Annotated in this window: 20 protein-coding genes and 3 tRNA genes; 6 read left to right on the forward strand and 17 right to left on the reverse strand. The window is 43.4% G+C overall.

Annotated features, from left to right (window positions below):
* The 6 genes from ccoS to ACYX4W_RS13530 all read left to right on the forward strand — a co-directional run bounded on the left by ccoS (position 1) and on the right by ACYX4W_RS13530 (position 5,094).
* On the forward strand, positions 1-231 hold the full coding sequence (gene ccoS, locus ACYX4W_RS13505; RefSeq protein ID WP_474806666.1) for a cbb3-type cytochrome oxidase assembly protein CcoS: 231 nt from the start codon (positions 1-3) through the stop codon (positions 229-231).
* Positions 218-877 carry a sulfite exporter TauE/SafE family protein gene (locus ACYX4W_RS13510; protein ID WP_474856380.1) on the forward strand — a complete coding sequence of 220 codons (660 nt, stop codon included), beginning with the start codon at positions 218-220 and terminating at the stop codon, positions 875-877. The genes ccoS and ACYX4W_RS13510 overlap by 14 nt, the downstream gene beginning before the upstream one ends.
* Positions 878-922: 45 nt before the next feature.
* The gene (gene fnr / locus ACYX4W_RS13515; protein ID WP_476073534.1) at positions 923-1,663 is read left to right on the forward strand and encodes a fumarate/nitrate reduction transcriptional regulator Fnr; all 741 of its coding nucleotides are present in this window, start codon (positions 923-925) and stop codon (positions 1,661-1,663) included.
* Between the two features lie 292 nt (positions 1,664-1,955).
* Positions 1,956-2,879 (forward strand): universal stress protein UspE, encoded by a 924-nt coding sequence (uspE, locus tag ACYX4W_RS13520; RefSeq protein WP_474806660.1) that lies wholly within the window; start codon positions 1,956-1,958, stop codon positions 2,877-2,879.
* A gap of 235 nt (positions 2,880-3,114) precedes the next feature.
* Positions 3,115-4,068, forward strand: coding sequence for a tRNA 2-thiocytidine(32) synthetase TtcA (ttcA, locus tag ACYX4W_RS13525; protein WP_474806658.1), 954 nt, complete (start codon positions 3,115-3,117; stop codon positions 4,066-4,068).
* Positions 4,069-5,094 (forward strand): patatin-like phospholipase family protein, encoded by a 1,026-nt coding sequence (locus ACYX4W_RS13530; RefSeq protein WP_474806656.1) that lies wholly within the window; start codon positions 4,069-4,071, stop codon positions 5,092-5,094.
* A gap of 23 nt (positions 5,095-5,117) precedes the next feature.
* Here the strand turns inward: ACYX4W_RS13530 and ACYX4W_RS13535 are convergent, their stop codons facing one another.
* From ACYX4W_RS13535 to ovoA, 17 genes are all read right to left on the reverse strand, one after another.
* Positions 5,118-5,765 carry a DUF2987 domain-containing protein gene (locus ACYX4W_RS13535; protein ID WP_476073535.1) on the reverse strand — a complete coding sequence of 216 codons (648 nt, stop codon included), beginning with the start codon at positions 5,763-5,765 and terminating at the stop codon, positions 5,118-5,120.
* A complete protein-coding gene (locus ACYX4W_RS13540) occupies positions 5,762-6,553 on the reverse strand; it encodes a glucosaminidase domain-containing protein (protein ID WP_476073536.1) in 792 nt (263 codons plus the stop codon). Before ACYX4W_RS13540 ends, ACYX4W_RS13535 begins: the two co-directional genes overlap by 4 nt.
* Positions 6,546-7,277 carry a YciC family protein gene (locus ACYX4W_RS13545; RefSeq protein WP_476073537.1) on the reverse strand — a complete coding sequence of 244 codons (732 nt, stop codon included), beginning with the start codon at positions 7,275-7,277 and terminating at the stop codon, positions 6,546-6,548. Before ACYX4W_RS13545 ends, ACYX4W_RS13540 begins: the two co-directional genes overlap by 8 nt.
* Positions 7,278-7,360: 83 nt before the next feature.
* Entirely contained in the window at positions 7,361-7,987 is a 627-nt protein-coding gene (locus ACYX4W_RS13550; RefSeq protein WP_476073538.1) for a LysE family translocator, read from the reverse strand.
* Between the two features lie 12 nt (positions 7,988-7,999).
* Complete coding sequence (gene cobB, locus ACYX4W_RS13555; RefSeq protein WP_476073539.1) at positions 8,000-8,725, reverse strand: Sir2 family NAD+-dependent deacetylase; 726 nt, start codon at positions 8,723-8,725, stop codon at positions 8,000-8,002.
* Positions 8,726-8,906: 181 nt separating this feature from the next.
* Positions 8,907-9,680 carry a sulfurtransferase gene (locus ACYX4W_RS13560; protein ID WP_476073540.1) on the reverse strand — a complete coding sequence of 258 codons (774 nt, stop codon included), beginning with the start codon at positions 9,678-9,680 and terminating at the stop codon, positions 8,907-8,909.
* A 121-nt stretch (positions 9,681-9,801) separates the two neighbouring features.
* A complete protein-coding gene (gene tpx, locus ACYX4W_RS13565) occupies positions 9,802-10,299 on the reverse strand; it encodes a thiol peroxidase (protein WP_476073541.1) in 498 nt (165 codons plus the stop codon).
* A 74-nt stretch (positions 10,300-10,373) separates the two neighbouring features.
* Complete coding sequence (locus tag ACYX4W_RS13570; protein ID WP_474809255.1) at positions 10,374-11,066, reverse strand: tRNA-uridine aminocarboxypropyltransferase; 693 nt, start codon at positions 11,064-11,066, stop codon at positions 10,374-10,376.
* 117 nt (positions 11,067-11,183) lie between these two features.
* Positions 11,184-11,270: transfer RNA gene (locus ACYX4W_RS13575), tRNA-Leu, on the reverse strand.
* Positions 11,271-11,329: 59 nt separating this feature from the next.
* A tRNA-Cys gene (locus tag ACYX4W_RS13580) sits at positions 11,330-11,403 on the reverse strand.
* A 41-nt stretch (positions 11,404-11,444) separates the two neighbouring features.
* Positions 11,445-11,520: transfer RNA gene (locus ACYX4W_RS13585), tRNA-Gly, on the reverse strand.
* A gap of 169 nt (positions 11,521-11,689) precedes the next feature.
* Positions 11,690-12,262, reverse strand: a complete 573-nt coding sequence (pgsA, locus tag ACYX4W_RS13590; RefSeq protein ID WP_014979382.1) for a CDP-diacylglycerol--glycerol-3-phosphate 3-phosphatidyltransferase — start codon at positions 12,260-12,262, stop codon at positions 11,690-11,692.
* Between the two features lie 122 nt (positions 12,263-12,384).
* Positions 12,385-14,202 carry an excinuclease ABC subunit UvrC gene (gene uvrC, locus ACYX4W_RS13595; protein ID WP_476073542.1) on the reverse strand — a complete coding sequence of 606 codons (1,818 nt, stop codon included), beginning with the start codon at positions 14,200-14,202 and terminating at the stop codon, positions 12,385-12,387.
* Positions 14,203-14,233: 31 nt separating this feature from the next.
* The gene (gene uvrY, locus ACYX4W_RS13600) at positions 14,234-14,878 is read right to left on the reverse strand and encodes a UvrY/SirA/GacA family response regulator transcription factor (protein ID WP_269917018.1); all 645 of its coding nucleotides are present in this window, start codon (positions 14,876-14,878) and stop codon (positions 14,234-14,236) included.
* Positions 14,879-15,058: 180 nt separating this feature from the next.
* Positions 15,059-15,778 (reverse strand): pirin family protein, encoded by a 720-nt coding sequence (locus ACYX4W_RS13605; protein WP_476073543.1) that lies wholly within the window; start codon positions 15,776-15,778, stop codon positions 15,059-15,061.
* Positions 15,779-16,015: 237 nt separating this feature from the next.
* Positions 16,016-17,425: an aminotransferase class I/II-fold pyridoxal phosphate-dependent enzyme gene (locus ACYX4W_RS13610; protein ID WP_476075481.1), complete on the reverse strand. Its 1,410-nt coding sequence runs from the start codon at positions 17,423-17,425 to the stop codon at positions 16,016-16,018.
* Positions 17,426-17,763: 338 nt separating this feature from the next.
* The gene (ovoA, locus tag ACYX4W_RS13615) at positions 17,764-19,878 is read right to left on the reverse strand and encodes a 5-histidylcysteine sulfoxide synthase (protein ID WP_476073544.1); all 2,115 of its coding nucleotides are present in this window, start codon (positions 19,876-19,878) and stop codon (positions 17,764-17,766) included.
* Positions 19,879-20,102: the final 224 nt, after the last annotated feature.

Below are 20,102 nucleotides of genomic sequence, written 5' to 3' on the forward strand. Positions count from 1 at the left end.
ATGAGCATTATTTACGTTTTAATTCCAATCGCCATCATTATAGTAGCCGTCGCTATCGTAATATTCTTCTGGGCGGTTAAAACTAATCAGTTTGAAGATTTAGACCGTCAAGGTTACAGCATACTGTTTGACGATGATCTTCCGCCCGAAGAAAAAAAGCTCGCTGAACAACGCAAGCAACTTCAGAATACTAAAGTAGAGAAAAACCAAGGGCAGCATGGAGGGGATTAATTACTTCTCAGCTTTTCTTATCGGCTTAGCGGGCGGTGTTCACTGCGTGGGCATGTGCGGCGGTATAGTGGCAGCGCTAAGAATGGTGTCACCAAAAGGTGCTTCAGCAGTACCTTACGCCCTAGCCTATAACATGGGGCGCATAGCTAGCTACACCATTGCTGGCGCACTGACCGGCGCACTTGGCAAAATTGCAGCAGACTATATTCCTCTGGCCAATTATGCCCTGTCTTTACTCAGCGGTATTATGTTGCTGTTGTTGGCCTGTTATTTAGGCAAATGGTGGACAGGGTTAACGGTGTTAGAAAACGCAGGCAAAGGTTTATTTTCTAAACTGCAGCCGTTATCTAAGCGTTTTTTACCTTTCAAAACCCCTTTTAGTGCTATTCCTTATGGGTTTATTTGGGGCTGGTTGCCTTGTGGATTAGTGTATTCAACACTTACTTGGTCTTTAGCGGCGGGGAATGCATTGCAGGGCGCTGCCATCATGTTTTTCTTCGGTTTAGGTACTTTGCCAACGCTACTCGCAGCAAGTGCAGGCAGTCAGTATATTGTTAGCAGTTTTCAAAACAATAACGTTAGACAAATAATTGCCGTAATAATGGCCATTTATGCGGCTTATCTTATTCATGGCGCAATCGTTTAAAAATGGGTGTATCATTATTGGGTAATCTTCAAAAGAGCATGTATTATGAGCAAAGGAAGCCAATTTTCTATTCACTGTCAAAACTGTAGCTTCAGTCACTTGTGTTTACCGGTGGCGCTGAACAAAACAGAAATCGAGTCTCTTGACGATATAATTGAGCGCAAAAAGCCGCTTCACAAAGGTGATACGCTCATTCAAACTGGCGATAAATTTCGTTCGCTTTTCGCCGTTAGAACTGGCTCTTTCAAATCATTTGTAACCAACCAAGAAGGTGAAGAGCAAATCACCGGCTTCCACTTCCCTGGTGATATTATTGGTTTCGATGCCCTGCGGGAGAATAAACATCAAAGCTACACTTCTGCGCTAGAAACCGCCATGGTGTGTGAGTTGCCTTATGACACACTAGATGAGATGTCTGTGCAATTTCCCAAGCTTCGCCATCAGATCATGAGCTTTATGAGCGCAGAAATCAAACAAGATCACGACATGATCATGCTTTTAAACAAGCGTACTGCTGAGGAGCGTTTGCTATATTTTATATCGCACCTATCTCAGCGCTTTGAAGAGCGTGGCTTCTCGCACAGAGAATTTCATCTAACTATGACCCGAAACGAAATCGGCAACTACTTAGGCTTAACGATAGAAACCATTAGTCGTCTATTAAGCCGTTTTCAGAAAGAAAACATTATCAAAGTAGACGGTAAATTGATCTCTATTTTGGATTTTGATCGGTTAAATTCCAAGTTAGAAGCGTTAAATGGCCCTAGTGTAGTCTGTAACGGTTAATTTATTCTTCTGTTATCTTGAGCGCGCTACATGCGCGCTTTTTAGTTTTAACCTTTAAAATTTCACTGTATTCCCTCACTGTTTAACACGACATCCATCCGTCGTGCGTGAAAACTCCCGTAATATTCAATGTTACCTGTTTTATATATCAACAGATTATTTACACCTTGATCCAAAACAACTCACGTTTTTCCAAATGTCGTTTATAGTTAATGTAAATGGTTTATATAAACTGTTTTGAAACAATATCGATGTCGACAGCCATACAAAGCTTTGTAGTTGAGGAGACGTTATGATTGAGTGTAAACGAATTCTTGCCGTGGTGGACGCGGAACGCGACAACCAGCCTGCCCTAAGCCGTGCCTATGAACTTGCGTCAAAAACCGGCGCCACGGTTACCGCTATGATGGTGGTATATGATTTGTCTTACGATATGACAACCATGCTTAGCCCCGACGAACGTGAATCAATGCGCGATGCCGTTACAAAAGAGCACGCCAAATGGTTATCTGCCCAGCTAAAAGAACAAGGCTTTTCAGAGACCGATATTGTGGTTGAGTGGAACAACCGTGCTTATGAGTCGATTATTTATTACGCCCTTAATAACCAAATCGACTTGGTGGTAAAAGCCACTAAAAAACATGACGACCTTGCCTCAGTAATCTTTACCCCTACAGACTGGCATCTAATGCGCAAGTGCCCACGCCCTGTACTGCTCGTTAAAGAACACGACTGGCCAGAAGGCGGTGAAATTATAGCTGCAGTAAACGTAGGCAGTGAAGATGATGAGCATGCTGCACTAAACGACAAGCTTACGATAATCGCTAACGATTATGCCTCTTTGCTAAAAGGTAACGTTAATTTAGTGAATAGCTACCCTACAACTCCACTTAACATTGCCATTGAAGTGCCAGAGTTTGACCCTGATACGTATCACGATGCGGTAAAAAATCATCATATGAAAGAAATGCGTAGTCACGCGCTGAAATATGGTATTCCAGAAAATAAATGTGTGGTGAAAGAAGGCTTGCCTGAAAAAGTTATCCCGCAAGTGGCTAAAACACTCGATGCCGAGTTAGTTGTAATAGGCACCGTGGGACGGGTTGGTATTTCGGCGGCGCTTATTGGCAATACTGCCGAGCACGTTATTGATGAACTAAATTGTGACGTACTTGCGATTAAGCCAGATGGGTTTGAATCACCGATAACCGTGTAGTTAACGACTTAATTTCGTTTAAATACCAAGTCACTTGGTGGCGACAAATGGCGAATCGGCGATGGGCGTTTTTCATGAAAAAAAACTGCGCATTTAGCAGTTAATGCTGAAAGTTGATCATACACGCTTAAATCAATACTTAACGCTTCTCGATAAATTTAACAACACAGCCATAGTCTCGAAAAGGCGCTTTAATGTATAATGGCGCCTTTATCACAAACCAAGCTAGTTAATTATGAGTTTAGGCACAAGCAGTGCTGATGCGCCGACGTTAAACGCCGCGCAAAGTAAGCAAAAGTACAACTTCAACAAACTTCAGAAACGACTTCGTCGCAACGTGGGTAAGGCCATTGGCGATTTCGGTATGATTGAAAACAACGACAAGGTTATGGTGTGTTTATCGGGAGGTAAAGACAGCTATACCATGCTTGATATTTTATTGTTTTTAAAGAAGATTGCGCCTATTCATTTTGATATTATTGCGGTAAATCTTGACCAGAAGCAACCTGGTTTTCCTGAACATATCTTGCCCGAGTATTTAGACAGCATAGGCGTCGATTACAAGATTGTAGAAGAAGACACCTACTCTATTGTTAAAGACAAGATTCCTGAAGGGAAAACGACTTGTTCGCTTTGCTCTCGTTTGCGCCGTGGTATTTTATACCGCACAGCGAAAGAACTAGGCGCGACGAAAATTGCATTAGGTCACCACCGTGACGACATGCTAGAAACGTTTTTCCTGAATATGTTTCACGGTGGCAAGCTGAAATCTATGCCACCAAAACTGGTTAGCGATAACGGCGAGCATATTGTCATTCGTCCACTGGCCTACTGCAGCGAAAAAGACATTGAAAAATATTCTCAAGCCGCTGAGTTCCCAATTATTCCTTGTAACCTGTGTGGTTCACAAGAAAATCTTCAGCGCCAGAACATAAAAGCAATGCTTCAAGACTGGAACCGCCGTTTCCCAGGTCGTATTGAATCAATGTTCCGTGCGCTTCAAAACGTGGCCCCTTCACATCTTGTAGATAGTAATCTTTATGATTTTAAATCTATCGTCACTCAAGATGGCCCCGTTGCAGATGGTGATATAGGATTTGATGAACCTTCTTTTGCTACAGAAAATAGCGCAGATCTCAGTGATGAAGACAATGCTATCGAAGTAGTAAATATTATGGAACCAAAGTAAATGAAAATTGGACTGGCGTTAGGTGCCGGTGCCGCAAGGGGCTGGACACACATTGGTATAATTGAAGCATTGGAAAAGCTTGGCGTTAAAATCGACGTTGTTGCTGGTTGCTCTATTGGCGCCTACGTTGGTGCTGCCTACGCAAGTGGTAAGCTAGAAGGTTTAAAAGAATGGGCCTGTTCACTTAGCGACTGGCAGGTACTTGCTCTTATGGGTGTTGGATTAAGACGTGGCGGTATTGCCAGCGGACAAAAAGTTTTCGACAAACTTGCTAGCGAGTTTTGTGAATCTACCTATGAAGATATGCTTAAACCTTTTGCGGCTGTGGCAACTGACCTATATACCGGACGTGAAGTAGTATTTAATTCAGGACCTATTGGCGATACCATTCAAGCGTCATGCGCTATTCCAGCGCTCTTTGCCCCCGTTGCTCATGGCGATCGCTGGCTAGTGGATGGCGCTGTTGTGAACCCTGTACCGGTGAACTTGTGTCGCCAATTAGGGGCTGATTTTGTGATTGCGGTTAATCTTAACGCCGATTTTCGCCCGCTTCGGTTGGAAAAGTTAAGGCAAGACCACGAAGAAAACCAACGTAAAACCGAAGACTTTTTTACTAAAAGCCAAAACGTATTGCGCCAATGGTTTTCGCCAGACAGTAAAGATGACAAAACGTCAGACGAAAATGAAGAGCAGCTTCAAGTCAATGCTTCTGAAGATGTGAATACCGAAGAAAGCATAGCCTCTGATGTTATTGAAAAAGTAGAAGAAGAATTCACTGAAGTGCCTGCAAAGGTGAATAAGCGCAACCCGCCAGGAATTATGAGCGTAATGAGCAGCTCACTTGAAATACTTCAAGCTCGTGTTACTCGGTCTCGTTTAGCTGGCGACCCGCCAGATATACTAATTGAACCTCAGCTGACTGATGTAGGTATTATGGAGTTCCATAGGGCAGAAGAACTTTGCGCAAAAGGCGAAGAGACCATAGCGCGAATTGCAGAGCAAATTAGGTATCAGTTACTAACCTGATACCTAATTGTTCAGAAGGTAGATTAACTTGACGCCATAGCTGTTACACGCAGCGGCGCTTGTGGCAGCGTTAAGCCTTTCGCCTCATTTATCCACTCTTGCTCTAACTGCAGAACACCATTGTTAATTTGTACACCCTGCGGTGTAACGAAATCTAAATTTTTGTCTTCGAACTGAATCATCAAGCCCTTCACCGACGGCATCATAAAAGACAAAAAGCTTCCCATTTCATTGAAAAAGGCTTCATACTGTTCATACAAAAAAGTGAGTTCTTCTTTCTTGTAATACTGTTTAAGGTATTCTGGCTTGGTTTCAAGCTGCACCGACATATCACAAACGTTCGCGCGTTCGTTTAAGTCGATACGTACCAGTGCATTAGCCAGTTTCAGTGCTTTTTCAGTGGGTACGGTAAAACGTCCTTCATCTGTAACTTCTAGTGGCATTGTTTTCTTATCGGTAACGATAGATGCACCGTTAACCTCGCATAAACGCCCTTCACCTACTCGGACAAAACCAAACGCAAACTGAAGCGCTTGGGTATCTTCGTTATCTAGCTTTTTAACATGGCTGTAGAAACGGCTGTACTCTACATCTATCGTTTCAGCAGCTACGGATGTACTACCAAAACCGACAAACAGAGATGAAGCAAGAAATAATGCAGCGCGTATCATTCGGATAAAAACTCCTCGTTAAATAGGATCATTGTTTGAAGCTCTTCAACATAAGCGGCTCCTCGCTCGGAATAGTTCATTAGCCCTTCTGCCAATGCAACACCAGTAATAGGCAATTGGTTAGCTCGAAGTCGACTGCGGATCTCTCTTAAATCAGCGTAGGCATCGTGCCTATTGAGGTTACGCATATAGGTGTACGTCGCTCGCGACAGACTATCAAACTTTGCCACTTCGTGTGATGCGCCGGTATTTCGACGATTTGGGACAAAACCGCACCCTTTTGAAAAACACCACAGACCGAAAAAGTTGTAGCCCTTTCTTGCAAATCGGCTTGTTCCCCATGCAGATTCATTCGCAGCCTGAACTAGTACCAGCTCTTCAGGTAGAACATCAACTTTCTGCAGTAAGGCCAATAGTTTGGTCTTTAAAGGCTGTGTAGACTTTACCCGATACTCTTCTTCAAGCCACTCAAGCCTCGCCATATCGTCTTCAGAAAGCGATTCGTTGGCTAATGCTTTTCTATACAAGGTTTGTACATAATGTCTCAAGGTAAGTAAGTAAGCGTTTTGCTTCTCTACCTCGGGGCGTAGATAGTTAAAAAACGCCTCTTTCTTCTCTTTTACGTCACTATAAATAGAGAAATCAGGTACCGGCTTTTTCGCCACCACCGTTTGCGGTATATCTAAAATATCAGGTTCGTCCTTGGTAAAAATAATGGCATTAATGACGATAACCGCCAGGACGCCAAGCGTTATAAGGACTATTTTAAAGGTTTCACGTTTATGCATCGAAGCTCGACTCATTCACATCATCTACAGATGCGTCCGTGCTTACTCCTTGCTCGCCAATCAATTCCTGATAGAGCAACCCCATCATACTAAAATAAAAAGGTAACACCCAAATAAGGGAAAACCCGAACGTCAGCGGTACCGACACAAACAGTAAGAAGAACACGCCGAAGATACTGACAATTTGAGCCCAGTACGCGTTGAATACTCGGCATGAGAGAATAATTGCGCTAATTGGAGTTAGTTTTCTGTCGGCCACTAACATAAGAGAAAAAGACGACGCTAGATAGAAATACACGCCTGGTAAGATAAGCAGCATCATGCCTAACTGCACAAGAATACTGCTAACTAACTGGGTTAACGCAACCAGAAATATAAGGGGGAAAAACTGAAATACCGTAAATACCGATGTTTTTACGCCTCGCGCTACAAAAACACCCATCATATATAAGCCCGTAAGTAACGGCGCCACAATGCAGATTGCCACAATCTGGATAATAGACTGGTGCTCGAATACATAGCTACCGTCATCATTGATGGTAATGTACTGTTGGGCAATTACCCCAAGCACCACAAAGGTCAAGAATAAAACAAGGCTACCTTGAAACAATGATGAAAAATTAGCTTTTGTTAAACCGGCAGCGCGGCGCAAGAGACCTTTAGTATCGAATTGATACTGTTTTGACAACGTATTGTTCAGGCGGTCTGGGTTTACGTCTTTCACACAACTCTCTTATATTTTTAGAAAAATCGGCGCGATTATACCAATTCACAAAAATAAATGCCTGCTTGTGTAATAAACAAAAATTAACCCAACACCAACTTAGCGGCTAACCCAACTAAAAGCACGCCCATCGCCCTATCCAACCAATAGCCTTTTCTACCAATAAGCTCGGCAACTTTACTAGTACTTAAAAGGTAGGAAAGGAAACAAAACCAAAGCCCGGTGGCAAACGCTAAATAGATACCATAACCAAGCTTTACGCTAAATGGCGTATCAATGCTGATGATGGCGGTAAAAAGTGAAAGGAAAAACAGCGTTGCTTTTGGATTAAGCCCGTTTGTCAGAAACCCCATCCATACAGCACGTTTTGCCGAGATTTGTGATGTCTTCTTTTCGGTATTTATGTCTTGCTCCTGCTTTACAGGGCCGCTTCTGAGCGCACCGAATGCAAGGTAAAGCAAATAAGCAGCGGCAGCGTAGCTAAAAGTGGTAAATAGCCAGGGCGTAGTCGCAATTACAACACTTAGCCCTACTAGCGAGTAAGCAACATGCAATAAGATTGCTAGCCCAATACCGATACTAGTGTATATAGCGATACGCCTGCCATAAGCCACGCTGTTTCGAACCACCACTGCAAAGTCAGGACCTGGACTGGCAACAGCCACAAGATGTACCAGTGCAATGGTAAGAAATTCATTCATATACTGCATGTTTTGCGCCTCCTACAGCGCATATTTTGAAATCAATTCATCAACCCACTGCGGAACTATACGCGAGGCAGGACCTGTAAGTGATTCGTCGAACAAGGCATTGGATACACCTGGCTCTAAATTCGCTTCTATTGTGTGAGCGCCATTTTCTTTAGCAATCTGAACAAAGCCAGCAGCGGGATACACATTACCCGATGTACCAATAGCTATAAATATATCGGCCTGTGAAAGCGCATCGTAAATCACTTCCATATACATGGGCATTTCACCAAACCACACGATATCCGGTCGAAGGGTTACTCTTTTACAGCAGGGGCATTTAGTGGTGTGATCAAAACTCTCACGCCAATCAAAAGTTTGCTGGCTAATAGCACAGCGCGCAGACAGAAGTTTACCATGCATATGATAAACCGACTCGCTTCCGCCACGCTCATGTAAATCATCAACGTTTTGCGTCACCAACGTTTGTTTTTGACCGAAGGCTTTCTCGAGTTTAGCCAGCGCCGTATGTGCTGCGTTGGGCAAAACATCATTCTGTTGAAGCTGTGCTCGTCGCGCGTTATAGAAGCGATAAACCAAGCTAGGGTTTTGCTCGAACGCTTCGGGTGTAGCGACTTCTTCAACGCTGTGATTTTCCCAAAGGCCGTCATTATCGCGAAACGTTTTTAACCCAGACTCAGCGGAGATGCCGGCACCGGTGAGAATAACAATATTGGGTAAGGATTGATTAGCTGACATCGGGTTGTTCTTACTCTGTTGCTATAAAGCGAGTTATTCAGTTTATTTTGTGGTTCGCGATACTATCGTGCTTAAGCATACATCGCACATTAATGATTTCAGTATTTCACGGCTTTTATGCTTTTACACGCTTTTGACTACAGGATACTGCGTATTAGCGCCCCACTCAGACCATGACCCATCATATACCGAAACTTGCGTAGCACCACACATAAGAGACTGCAACACCAATGATACAAGCGGTAACGCCTGAACCGCAGGTGCAGATAATAGGTTTACGCAAATCGATTTTTGCTTGTGCAAAAACAGCATTTAGCTCATCTACAGGTAAGAAATGGCCGTCTTTTACTAGTGTATCGAAAGGAACATTGAACGCGCCTGGCATATGCCCTGAGCGCACGCCTTCACGGGGCTCTGAAACTTCGCCGTTAAATCGCGGACTACTTCTCGCATCAAGCAGTTGCGCTTCGGTATTTATAGCTTGAAGCACTGCGCTAGAGTTTGCAAACCACCCAGGTCGAGGCGTTGCTTGGTAGGTTAATTTTCCATATTGCTGCTGTTCTGAAATGGGAAGCCCAGCCCCCTCCCACGCAGGTTGGCCACCATTTAATATATATACATCTTTATGCCCTAGAGCCTTTAGCATCCACCATACCCTAGGCGCAGAATACATACCTCGAGTGTCGTAAACCGCTATGGGTGTATTTGCTGTAATACCCTGATTGCCAAGATAAATAGCAAGGTCATCAGCTGAGGGCATACTGTGAGGTAAACCTGTAGTGTGGTCGCTGCCTTCGCTATCTAGATCAAAATCCACTGATGCAGGCAATACCATTGCCGTTCGTGTATCCGGCGTTTTTGACACAGGATCATCCATCAACGCTCTTACAAGCGTAACCGGTTTTTGTTGCATTGCATTGGCTAACTCGCCGACTGACAGCAATACTGATGCCATTACATCCTCCTGGAAAGCGCTCACATGAGTGAGCGCCTTGTAATACCGCGATAAAAACGAATCGGTTGGTATTGATTCACATTAACTATGTACTATTTCACTTAGTGACTAAGCGGCTTTCTTAGCTTAATGCAGCAATAGCAGACTCGTAATTTGGTTCTTCTGTAGTTTCTGCTACTTGCTCTGTATAAACCACTTTACCTTCAGTATCGATAACAACAACCGAGCGCGACAGTAAACCTGTTAGCGGTGCTGATTCGAAGGTTACACCGTAATCATCGCCGAAGGTTGAACGGAAGGTAGAACCTGTAAGTACATTTTCAATGCCTTCTGCGCCACAGAAACGGCCCGCAGCAAACGGCAGGTCGGCTGACACACAAATAACAGTTGTATTATCTAATTTAGCAGCTTCTTCGTTAAATTTACGCACTGACATTGCGCAAGTGCCTGTGTCGATTGAAGGAAAGATATTCAATACAACGTTTTTACCTGCAAGTTCTGACAGCGTTACTTCGCCCAAATCCGCCTTTACTAAGGTAAAGTCTGGTGCCGCTGTACCTACTTCTGGTAGCTGGCCCTTAGTTGTAACTGTTTTGCCTTGAAAAGTAACTGATGCCATTCGCTTTCTCCGTTTTTCATTAATATAAAATAGTGGATGTAAAACAATACTTTCGCAAATAAAAGTGACACTTTTTAGATGTTATCTTTAACCTGCGACTCTGCAAACGCGAGCTTATGCTGTAAATGGGGCTTACCTTTTAAGTATTCCCGCCTGAACACGCTAAAATAGTGCGCTAACGTTTGTGCCCCTTGCTGCTGCTCAGCTAGTGCCAAAACGCTAATACCTACTTCTGCGGTGCAATGTTGGAAATCATGGGTAGACTCTCTTAACAGATAGTCTGAAGCCACTTCCATGCTAACGCCCAACACAGGAAAATTATGCAGATAAGGACTTTTTACAAACATCTTCTTTGCTTCACGCCAGGTTCCATCCAAGAAAATAAATAGTAACGTTTTGCCAGTATTCAATGGTGGAGCGTCAATACAGCGTTCAGCTGCAGCATATTCGTGTGGAAATACCACAATAGGAAAGTATTTGTCGTCGCTTAGCAGTTTCAGCAACGCTTCATCAGGTTCCGTTCGTTTCCACAAAAACGCATGGTTGTCTTTAACCACATCTGCAATCAAACGACCTGTATTGGTAGGTTTATAGTATTCGCCTTTGTACATTAAGAACAAAACCGCCACGTCTGTGCCAGCTTCAGGCTTAAATTCACAAATACAGTTTTGCGTTGGAAGCAAACACGCATCACAGCGAATTACCTTGCTACCACGCGCGTGAAATGGACGTTCAGCACGAGATAGCTCGTCTAAACGAAGTGACATAACAGAATTCAAGATAGTACGTCTTTGCCAAAGATTTTTACGGATTTTACCATAGTAAAACGCAGTAAAAGAGCGAGATTGACAAAGTTTTGTATTGAATGAAAATGTGGAAGTAAATGGTGCCCGGGGCCGGACTTGAACCGGCACGCTGTTACCAGCGAGGGATTTTAAATCCCTTGTGTCTACCAATTTCACCACCCGGGCATCGGGTTGCTTTTCAGCAAAGGTGTCAGGCGTAGAACCTGATGCTGCGTTGCAGCGTTTGGAGGCGGAACCCGGAGTCGAACCGAGATAGACGGATTTGCAATCCGCTGCATAGCCATTCTGCCATTCCGCCAGATGCGTCTGGCGCGTGATTAAAACTCATCTCTAAGAGATTGGAGCGGGAAACGAGATTCGAACTCGCGACCCCGACCTTGGCAAGGTCGTGCTCTACCAACTGAGCTATTCCCGCATGTCTTAATCGACCATTTCGTTTGGTTGATGTCCTCTCGAAATGTGGGGTGCATTCTACCTACCCATTCAAAACTGTCAACACAAAAAAGCGTTTAAATTGAGATAAATGCGGTTTTTTATGATCGTTTGCTATTTTTTTATTCACTTTGATTAAACCGCGATCAATTCTACTTTACTGCGCCACTTCGAAGGTGTGGCCACGCCGCTTTTGTATAAACAAACATTGACCAAATTGACAGCACTGCAGAGAAATATAAAAGGATATAACCTAAAGAAACCCAATAAATTGTTACGCCCATAAAAGTTTCTAACCCTGAAAGTAATCCAATTAAGGCTAACATTTGAGCAGTGGTTTTAGCTTTACCTATAAAAGACACTTTAACGGCGTCTCTTACGCCATTTGAACCCATCCATTCTCGTAGTGCAGAAACATAAATTTCACGCACTAAAAGCGCAATGGATGGCAACGTGATCCAAAGGTTTGCATAACTATGAGTGATCATAAGAAGCGCGGCACCTACGATAAGTTTATCTGCCACCGGGTCTAAGAAGGCACCAAAGGGCGTAGATTGCTGAAGTTTTCGTGCTAAATACCCGTCAAACCAGTCTGTGATGGCCGCCAGCCAAAAGATAAAGGCCCCTGCTTCGTGCGCCCAGCGCCAATCAAGAAAATAAACAACCACAAAAACAGGTATAAGGATTACTCGAAATAAAGTAATACAGTTTGGAACAGTCCACATAAAAAGTACGTCTCGGTGTTATGCCTCTATGGGCGTTTTAGCGCAGTAGCTTTTAGCTAAGCTTCTTTCATTTTCACAACACATTACCTTAATTTGCAATGCATTGCTTGTTACTCAGTCATTTATTGATGAAGGTGGTCGTAAATAGTATCCGCCAGTTCTGGGCTTATGCCTGGTACACTTGCTATTTCATCTTTACTGGCCTTTTTAAGACCTTGTAAGCCTCCCATAAACTTTAACAACGTTTGTCTACGCTTAGCGCCAATACCAGGAATACTTTCAAGGCTCGAGGTCGTTTTTACTTTCTGACGGCGGTTCCGGTGCCCAGTAATAGCAAATCGGTGTGATTCATCGCGAATATGCTGAATAAGATGAAGTCCAGGCGAATGGCTATCCATGGGAAGCACTTGATGACTACCCGCCAGAATCAAAGTTTCTAAACCCGGCTTACGGGTAGTGCCCTTTGCTACACCTAAAAGCATGGGCTTTTTATCATGAGGCCAGTCTTCAAAAAACGCCTCAGCTTGGGCAAGTTGACCTTTACCACCATCAATTAATAGAAGGTCCGGAATTTTTTGCACTTCTTTAACCGACTTGTAGCGCCGCTTTAATGCTTGCGCCATAGCCGCATAGTCATCTCCAGGCGTAATGCCTTCAATATTGTAGCGACGGTAGTCACTTTTATGTGGCCCTTCTCGATTAAATACCACGCAGGACGCTACTGTTTGTTGACCAGAGGTGTGAGAAATATCAAAGCATTCCATGCGCTGAATAGGGGTATCAACTTCCAGTGCCGCTTCTAGGTCTAGATAGCGTGCAAACACAGACTTTTGCTGGCTATATTGGGCATCTAATGCGGTTTGTGCATTTGATTGGGCCAGCTGCAGATACTTGCGCTTCTCTTCCCTCGCCCCTTTAAAGAAATGCACCTTATGCCCTGCTTCACTGGCAAGTACATCAGCAATAGCATCTTCGTCACTGAGTGTGTTACTTAACACAATTTGTTTAGGAATGACTTTGTTGCCCGCTAAATAAAATTGTAGGAAGAAAGATTCGAAAACTTCTTGCTCGTCTGCCGTATTAGGCACTTTAGGGAAATATGCTTTGCTGCCTAGCAACTGCCCTTCGCGAATAAACATAACTTGAATACAGGCCATGTTGCCTTTGAACGCGAACCCAAACACATCCATTTCGTCTTGAGTACCGGCAACCCATTGTCGCTCTTGTACTTTCCTTAATGCGTTTATCTGATCGCGATAGCGCGCGGCGGCCTCAAAGTTTAATGCTTCGCTGGCTTTTTCCATTTTGTCCACCAGCCCGCCAATGACTTGCTGGTTTTTACCTTTTAAGAATAAGCGAGCAAAATTGACCTGTTCTTTATATTCCTCAGCGCTCACATAGCCTTCAACGCAAGGCGCGCTGCACCGTTGCATCTGATACTGAAGGCAAGGTCTGCTGCGCGCACGGTAATAGCTGTCTTCGCATTGACGAACAGGAAATATACGCTGCATAGAGCGTAAGCTTTCTCGAACCGACCAAGCACTCGGATATGGCCCGAAATATTCACCCTTTTTCTTTTGAGGGCCGCGATGGAAAGAAAGCCGAGGATGTTCGTGATCTGATAAAAAGATAAAAGGGTAAGATTTGTCGTCACGCATTACCACGTTGTAACGCGGCTTATACTTCTTAATGAAGTTGTTCTCCAGTAGAAACGCTTCGGTCTCACTGTTTACAACGGTGACATCCATGTTCGCAATCTGACTGACCAACGAACGGGTTTTGGCGTTATCAAGGTTAGTACGGAAGTAACTTGATACTCGCTTTTTAAGGTTTTTGGCTTTTCCTACGTAAATAACCTCTTCCTGGCCGTTGTACATACGGTACACACCAGGTTGAGAGGTTAAATTCTTAAGAAATGCTGCTGAATCAAATGCAGACATAATCACTTTGACGTTATGCGTCTAGTGACGCTTAAAAGGTATTAGGACTGATTAGCTTATGACGGTAGGCTAAGTGTGTTAACTCTACGTCAGACGTCACGCCTAATTTTTGGAACATGCGATAACGGTAGGTATTAACCGTTTTTGAATTGATGCTAAGTTCTCGAGCAATATCTGGCACTTTATGACCTTCGGTTAATCTCATGGCTATTGTAAGTTCTCTACTCGATAGCTCATCAAATGGATTATCCGAACTTGGCAATAACTTACTTATCGCAATGCTATTGGCCATTTCATTGTCGAGATACATTTGCCCCGCCGCCACTTTATGAATGGCAAGAATAACCTCATCAGGCTTTGCGTCTTTGGTAAGAAATCCAAAAGCACCCGCTTCCATTACCTGCATAGGTATCGGGCTTTCTTTGTGCATTGAAACACATATCACCCGCGTATTTTCTGACATGCGAACAATTCTCTTTGTCGCTTCTAGTCCGCCAATACCGGGCATGTTCACGTCCATGAGTACCACATCTGGCGCATTTTTTCGGCACATTTGTACCGCATCTTCACCGTTACTCGCTTCATCAATAACAGTAAAATCTTCTACGTCTTCCAGAATCCGGCGTATCCCTCTTCTGACCAAATCGTGGTCATCTGCTAGGATTATTTTTATCACTCTAGTATCTCACTGACTTCAGTTTTCTAAACAACTAGGTTTAAGACTGTCAATTTTCGTTAATGATAACTATTAACAGCCTAAAACCTTATCACAGCCATCATACCACGAGATAAAGATTCGTGAAGTAGAGATACACAAATTGAAACTAAATTATTGATCTAGATTACTTTTAGCTAGTTAAATTGGTAAATCAAACCAAAGGGCAACCAAATCGTGAGATGCAATAAGCGAAATACTATCTTCCTCGTAAATTCCAATAGCATCGCCAGGTACCAATTCAACGGCTTTACTTGCACTTTTCACCGACGCTTTGGCCTTACCTGAGATTATATGAAGATACCCTTTTTGCCCTTCAGCATTTCGTTGCCAAGCTTCTTGAGCTTTCAGGGTCAAGCGACTTATTGACGCATTCTGCTTAATTTTTAACGAACCATCTCTTCCGTCGCCACTTACGAGCAACTCCAGCTTTTCATTACCACCAGCACTACTACCGAAAGTTTTCTGGGTATAACCTGGGGTTCCCCCTTTTTCATTTGGCACAATCCAAATTTGCAGAAAGTTCACAGGTTCTTCACTTGAGGGGTTAAACTCTGAGTGCATAATACCGCGACCCGCACTCATCACTTGTATATCACCCGCAGGTACCACGTATTCATTGCCCGTGTTGTCTTCATGCTTTAAGGCACCGCTCACTACATATGAAATGATTTCCATATCTCTATGGCCGTGCGTCTCAAAACCTCTACCTGCCTGAACAATATCATCATTAATCACCCTTAACGCTGAAAAGCCCATGTGCTTCGCATCATAGTAGTGCCCAAATGAAAAACTGTGTCGGCTTTCTAGCCAACCAAAATTGACTTTTCCTCTTTCGTTCGCTTTTCGCAAGTACATCATTTTAATTCCTTAAACCTTTCTGCTCTTACAAAATCCCTTAATTAGCCACTAGCTATACAGCCGCTGAGATCTTGGTTGAGTTCATTTGCAATAAGATTAGTTTAATTCTTTTTAGTAGGAATAAAATACGGGATAATAGGGCTAGTTATTCTATTATTTAGAATGCTGTCATCGGTCATGCAAAAGGTCGATTAGAAACTTATTGGCGTGTAATTCAAACTAAACGGTAGCGAACAGTTACCACGTGAAGCACAAACGCTGCAGTGCGGTCTCTATAACCGCAGGATGACAGGCCAAATTAAGCCTTATATGATTTGGCGCGCCAAAGGGGGCTCCGTCGTTACCTACTACGCCCCGTTCTAGGCACTGTTCTACGTTTGCAACAGGTGAATAACGAAGAATCTGATCAGACTCCTTTCCCATTGAATCTTTTGCCGTTTTCACAGAAACCATTGGTTGTGAGATCTTCAATGGAAATGAGGCGAGATCTAGCCAGAGAAAGTAGCCAGCGCTTCCCATAGTATAGCTTACGTTGATGCCGTAGTGCTTGAAGAAGCGAACAACTAGCTTTCTATTAAAGGCTAACGCACCTTTAACCGCGTCTAGCCAGGTGCTGCCATTCACGTAGGCGGCAATTAATGCAACTTTTCCTAAGTTAGTTGCATTAAGGTGTCGTTCATTGATGGCCTGGGCAAATCTTTCCCTTATCTTTTTGTCTTTTATAATCGCATACGACGCGCCGGGAATACTGGCTAAGTTGAAGGCTTTAGAGGCACTATTGAGGTGGATAATTCGCGGTGTGTGCCTAATGTTTTTACCTATTGTTTTATTTTGCTCACTTATTTCAGCTTCATTTGCATCTTCGTAATCAAGTTCACTGCCAAAGATAGGGATAAGGGTCGGCTCGTTATATGAGTTAAAGGCAAATTCACTGTGTACTTCATCGGTAATCAACAAAATATTGTGATAAGCGCAAAAATCCACGATTTTACGCTGTGCTGAAGCGCTTAATACTGTGCCAGTAGGGTTGTTGGGGTGACAGATAACAAATGCTACTGCAGATTTGTCTAAAGCGTTAAGGTCTATGCCGTTAAAGGAATCATCAATACCCTGATGATTACTAGTGTGTGACCAAGCTACATCCGTATATTTTTCTTTAATGGTACAGACTGGCTGCCCTACCGGTATATATACAGGTTCTAAATTGTTGTTTTTCACCGTTTCGGTTATGGGTGAATAGGTAGGTGTTAACACCATCACCTTCTGTCCAGCTTTACAAAATGTTCGAAGCGCTACGTCTATTGCGCCAATAATACTGGCCACATCAACTACATCAGTGCTGTTAACATTAGAACGGCTGTATTTCGGTGAACTGCGTTCAAAACGTTTAGCCACTGCCTCACCAATATCAAGAGACTGATATCCATATGTTGAACGAAGGTTTTTTGTAACTGCACTTATAATGTCATCGCAAGGCGGTATATCCATATCAGCTATCCACATAGCAATAGGCTCTTGCTGAGGATCTATGGCCGATGTTTGTTGAGAAACCTTGCTATAAAAGCGACGCAATATTGCTGAATACTTAAGCCGAGTTTGATCGCGTTTTAGATGAGCTGGGGCCTGCCACACATCTTTGTGAGGCATAAACTCATGTTCAAATGCACTGAACACTGGGAGTTGATTTTGCTCTTCGTACACCCTCGACTTACTCTCTACTTAATTTCTACTTACTCTCTACTTAAGATTCTAAGCAGTATTTTTCCCTTTTGCTTGCTCTACTAATTTTGTTCTGTTGTGTTGCCATGTTGACTCGAGCTACGGAGCCTCTTGGCACTGTAACAAGCACAATGTGTTCTCAACCATTATTTGATCAGGTATTTATTTAAATAATAAGCTACTTCTGATATCAAGCCACGCTTTGTTTAGTGTTCTAACCCAAAGCGTGGCCCCAAAGCATGACACAAGCGTCCTCTATCTAGCCTTTAATCACTTACCTTTTCAAATACGTTGAACTCGGAAAGCGTGTGCTGATATTTACGTTTGGTTTCTCGAATGACAAACGGCAGCTCTGTGGGCTCGCCAACGCGCTTAAAGCCGCTACCTAGCGCATCTTCTAGTGCTTGCGTAGAGCTCAGTGTTTCACCGTTTTCATCTTTATAGCCCCCTAGCCACTCGCTTCTCTCTGTGTATTCTTCAAGCCATGTGAAGGGGCTGGCAACTATAAGCAAACCGCCTTTGTTTAAACGTTTTGCCATATCAGCGAGAACTTTTTTAGGGCTATAGACCCTATCGATTAAATTCCCCATAAAGATAAGGTCGTAGCCCGTATACTGAGGTTTTAAGTTACACGCATCACCCTGAGCAAAAGCGACCTTTTCGGCACTTTCTTCTATACCCAAAGCAGATAGTTTTCTTGCCTTAAATGACGTTAGTTCACCTTCTTCTATTAGGTTATAGCGGATCTCTCCACGCTCTTGCATATCAAATGCGGTTTTAATGAAGCGAGCAGAAAAATCAATGCCATCAACGTGGTCGAAGTGCTTAGCAAGTTCAAATGTTGAACGGCCCACTGCACAGCCTAAGTCTAATGCTTTGCTGTGATGACGCCCCTGCATATTGTCTATACAAAACTGAGCACTGGCTTTGGCGAAATTAGGCACACCATAGTATTCGTCGCCATAGTGAAACTCGCTGTATTGCGACACTTGCGTATCGCTTTCGTAATCAAAATCGTTCACTGCTATAACTCGCTTTCCTTGAACATATCTGAACCCGGCATGCTGAAAGAAATGACGCCTAAATGCGTAGCGACTGTCTTTCATTGCCTCGTTGCCTGTAGATACCCAGCTACCGCCTTTAATGAGGTTATGCTTATTATCATACGTTGGCGTAGTGAAGTCGTCGTACAGAGGATGCACTTTAAAACCTTCAAACGGATAGATTGGCGTTTCTGTCCACTGCCATACATTCCCTACTACATCGAAAAACTCGCCAGACTGATTAACATCAACTGGCTCACTCGAAGCGTATTTTTGTAAAGCAATGTTGAAACCATCAGCGTATACGGTTTGTGTTACACCAGCATGCTCGCGTAGCGCTTGCCATTCATTTTCAGTGGGCAAGCGAATAAGCGACCCAGTCTTCTCGCTTAAGTAATTACAAAACGCTTTTGCTTCGTGATAATTAACGTCTACCGGCCAATCTAAAGGAAGTGAGTGTTCTTCAAGCATACTGCGATAGGTATAGTCATCGCCCTTTTTAACCCAAAACACAGGGTGCTGGGCTTGGGTATATTCTCGCCATTTATTGCCTTCAGCTTCCCAGTACTTCGCATTGTGATAACCGCCGTCTTTAACGAAAGCTAAATACTCACCATTGCTTACCAGAAACTTAGATGCACTAAACTCGCTTACGGATTCTTGCTGAGTTCCATATTCATTGTCCCAGCCGTAATAGGCACTATCCCATGTCTTATCATTAGTTACCGTTTGCGCTGGAACCGTAATTAATACGTTGGCATCAAGTTTTTCTGACTGCGTGAGCATTGTAGGGCAAACAGGCCATTCTGAACTAGGTCGCACAGACGAAATAGGTAATTGCCTAATAAGTACAGACGAGGTTTCTAAATGAATGCGTTCGTGTTCTACTCCCATCACTAAAGGCCACATTGGGCTGTCCCAGTTGATAGGCATGCTAAACGGTATGGTATCTATAAGGTCGCATACCAAGGTGCGCACTTGATTTCGATATTGACGCACCTCTTCAACCTGCGGCCAATCGTAGTTTTCATCGTTGAGGTCATCCCAACTCATCTCATCAACACCAATAGCAAAGAGCGATTCAAACTTAGGGTTAATACGCTCGTTGATAGCCCTTGAAAGCACTAGCTTATTGATAAAAAACGTGGCGGTATGGCCGAAATAAAAAATTAACGGATGACGCAGCTTTTCAGGTCGCTCGTAAAAGACCTCATCATTCACTAGGCAAGAGAAAAGTGATTCATATGTGTTGAATGAGTCGAGGAAATACGCCTTTATTTCCTGTCTTTTTTGTTCAACCGTGCCTTCCCGAAGATTAAGTGTGGGCATTGCCTGCATAATGTCCTCTTGAATTCTTGTTATTACTACCAACTGCGTAGGACCAGCGATACACGTGCACCGCTTTTATATGCCGTAATGATTTCAGTTGATTGTAAACCTTTTTATATATATCAAGCTTTTGTGAATAAAGCGCGACATAACTTGGTTTTTATGAAATGTTTTGTAATTACAAGATACAGACAGGATGAGATCAGAAAATATTTCACCCATAAAAAAACCCG

It is taken from the genome of Alteromonas sp. ABH4_454 (genome assembly GCF_056311775.1).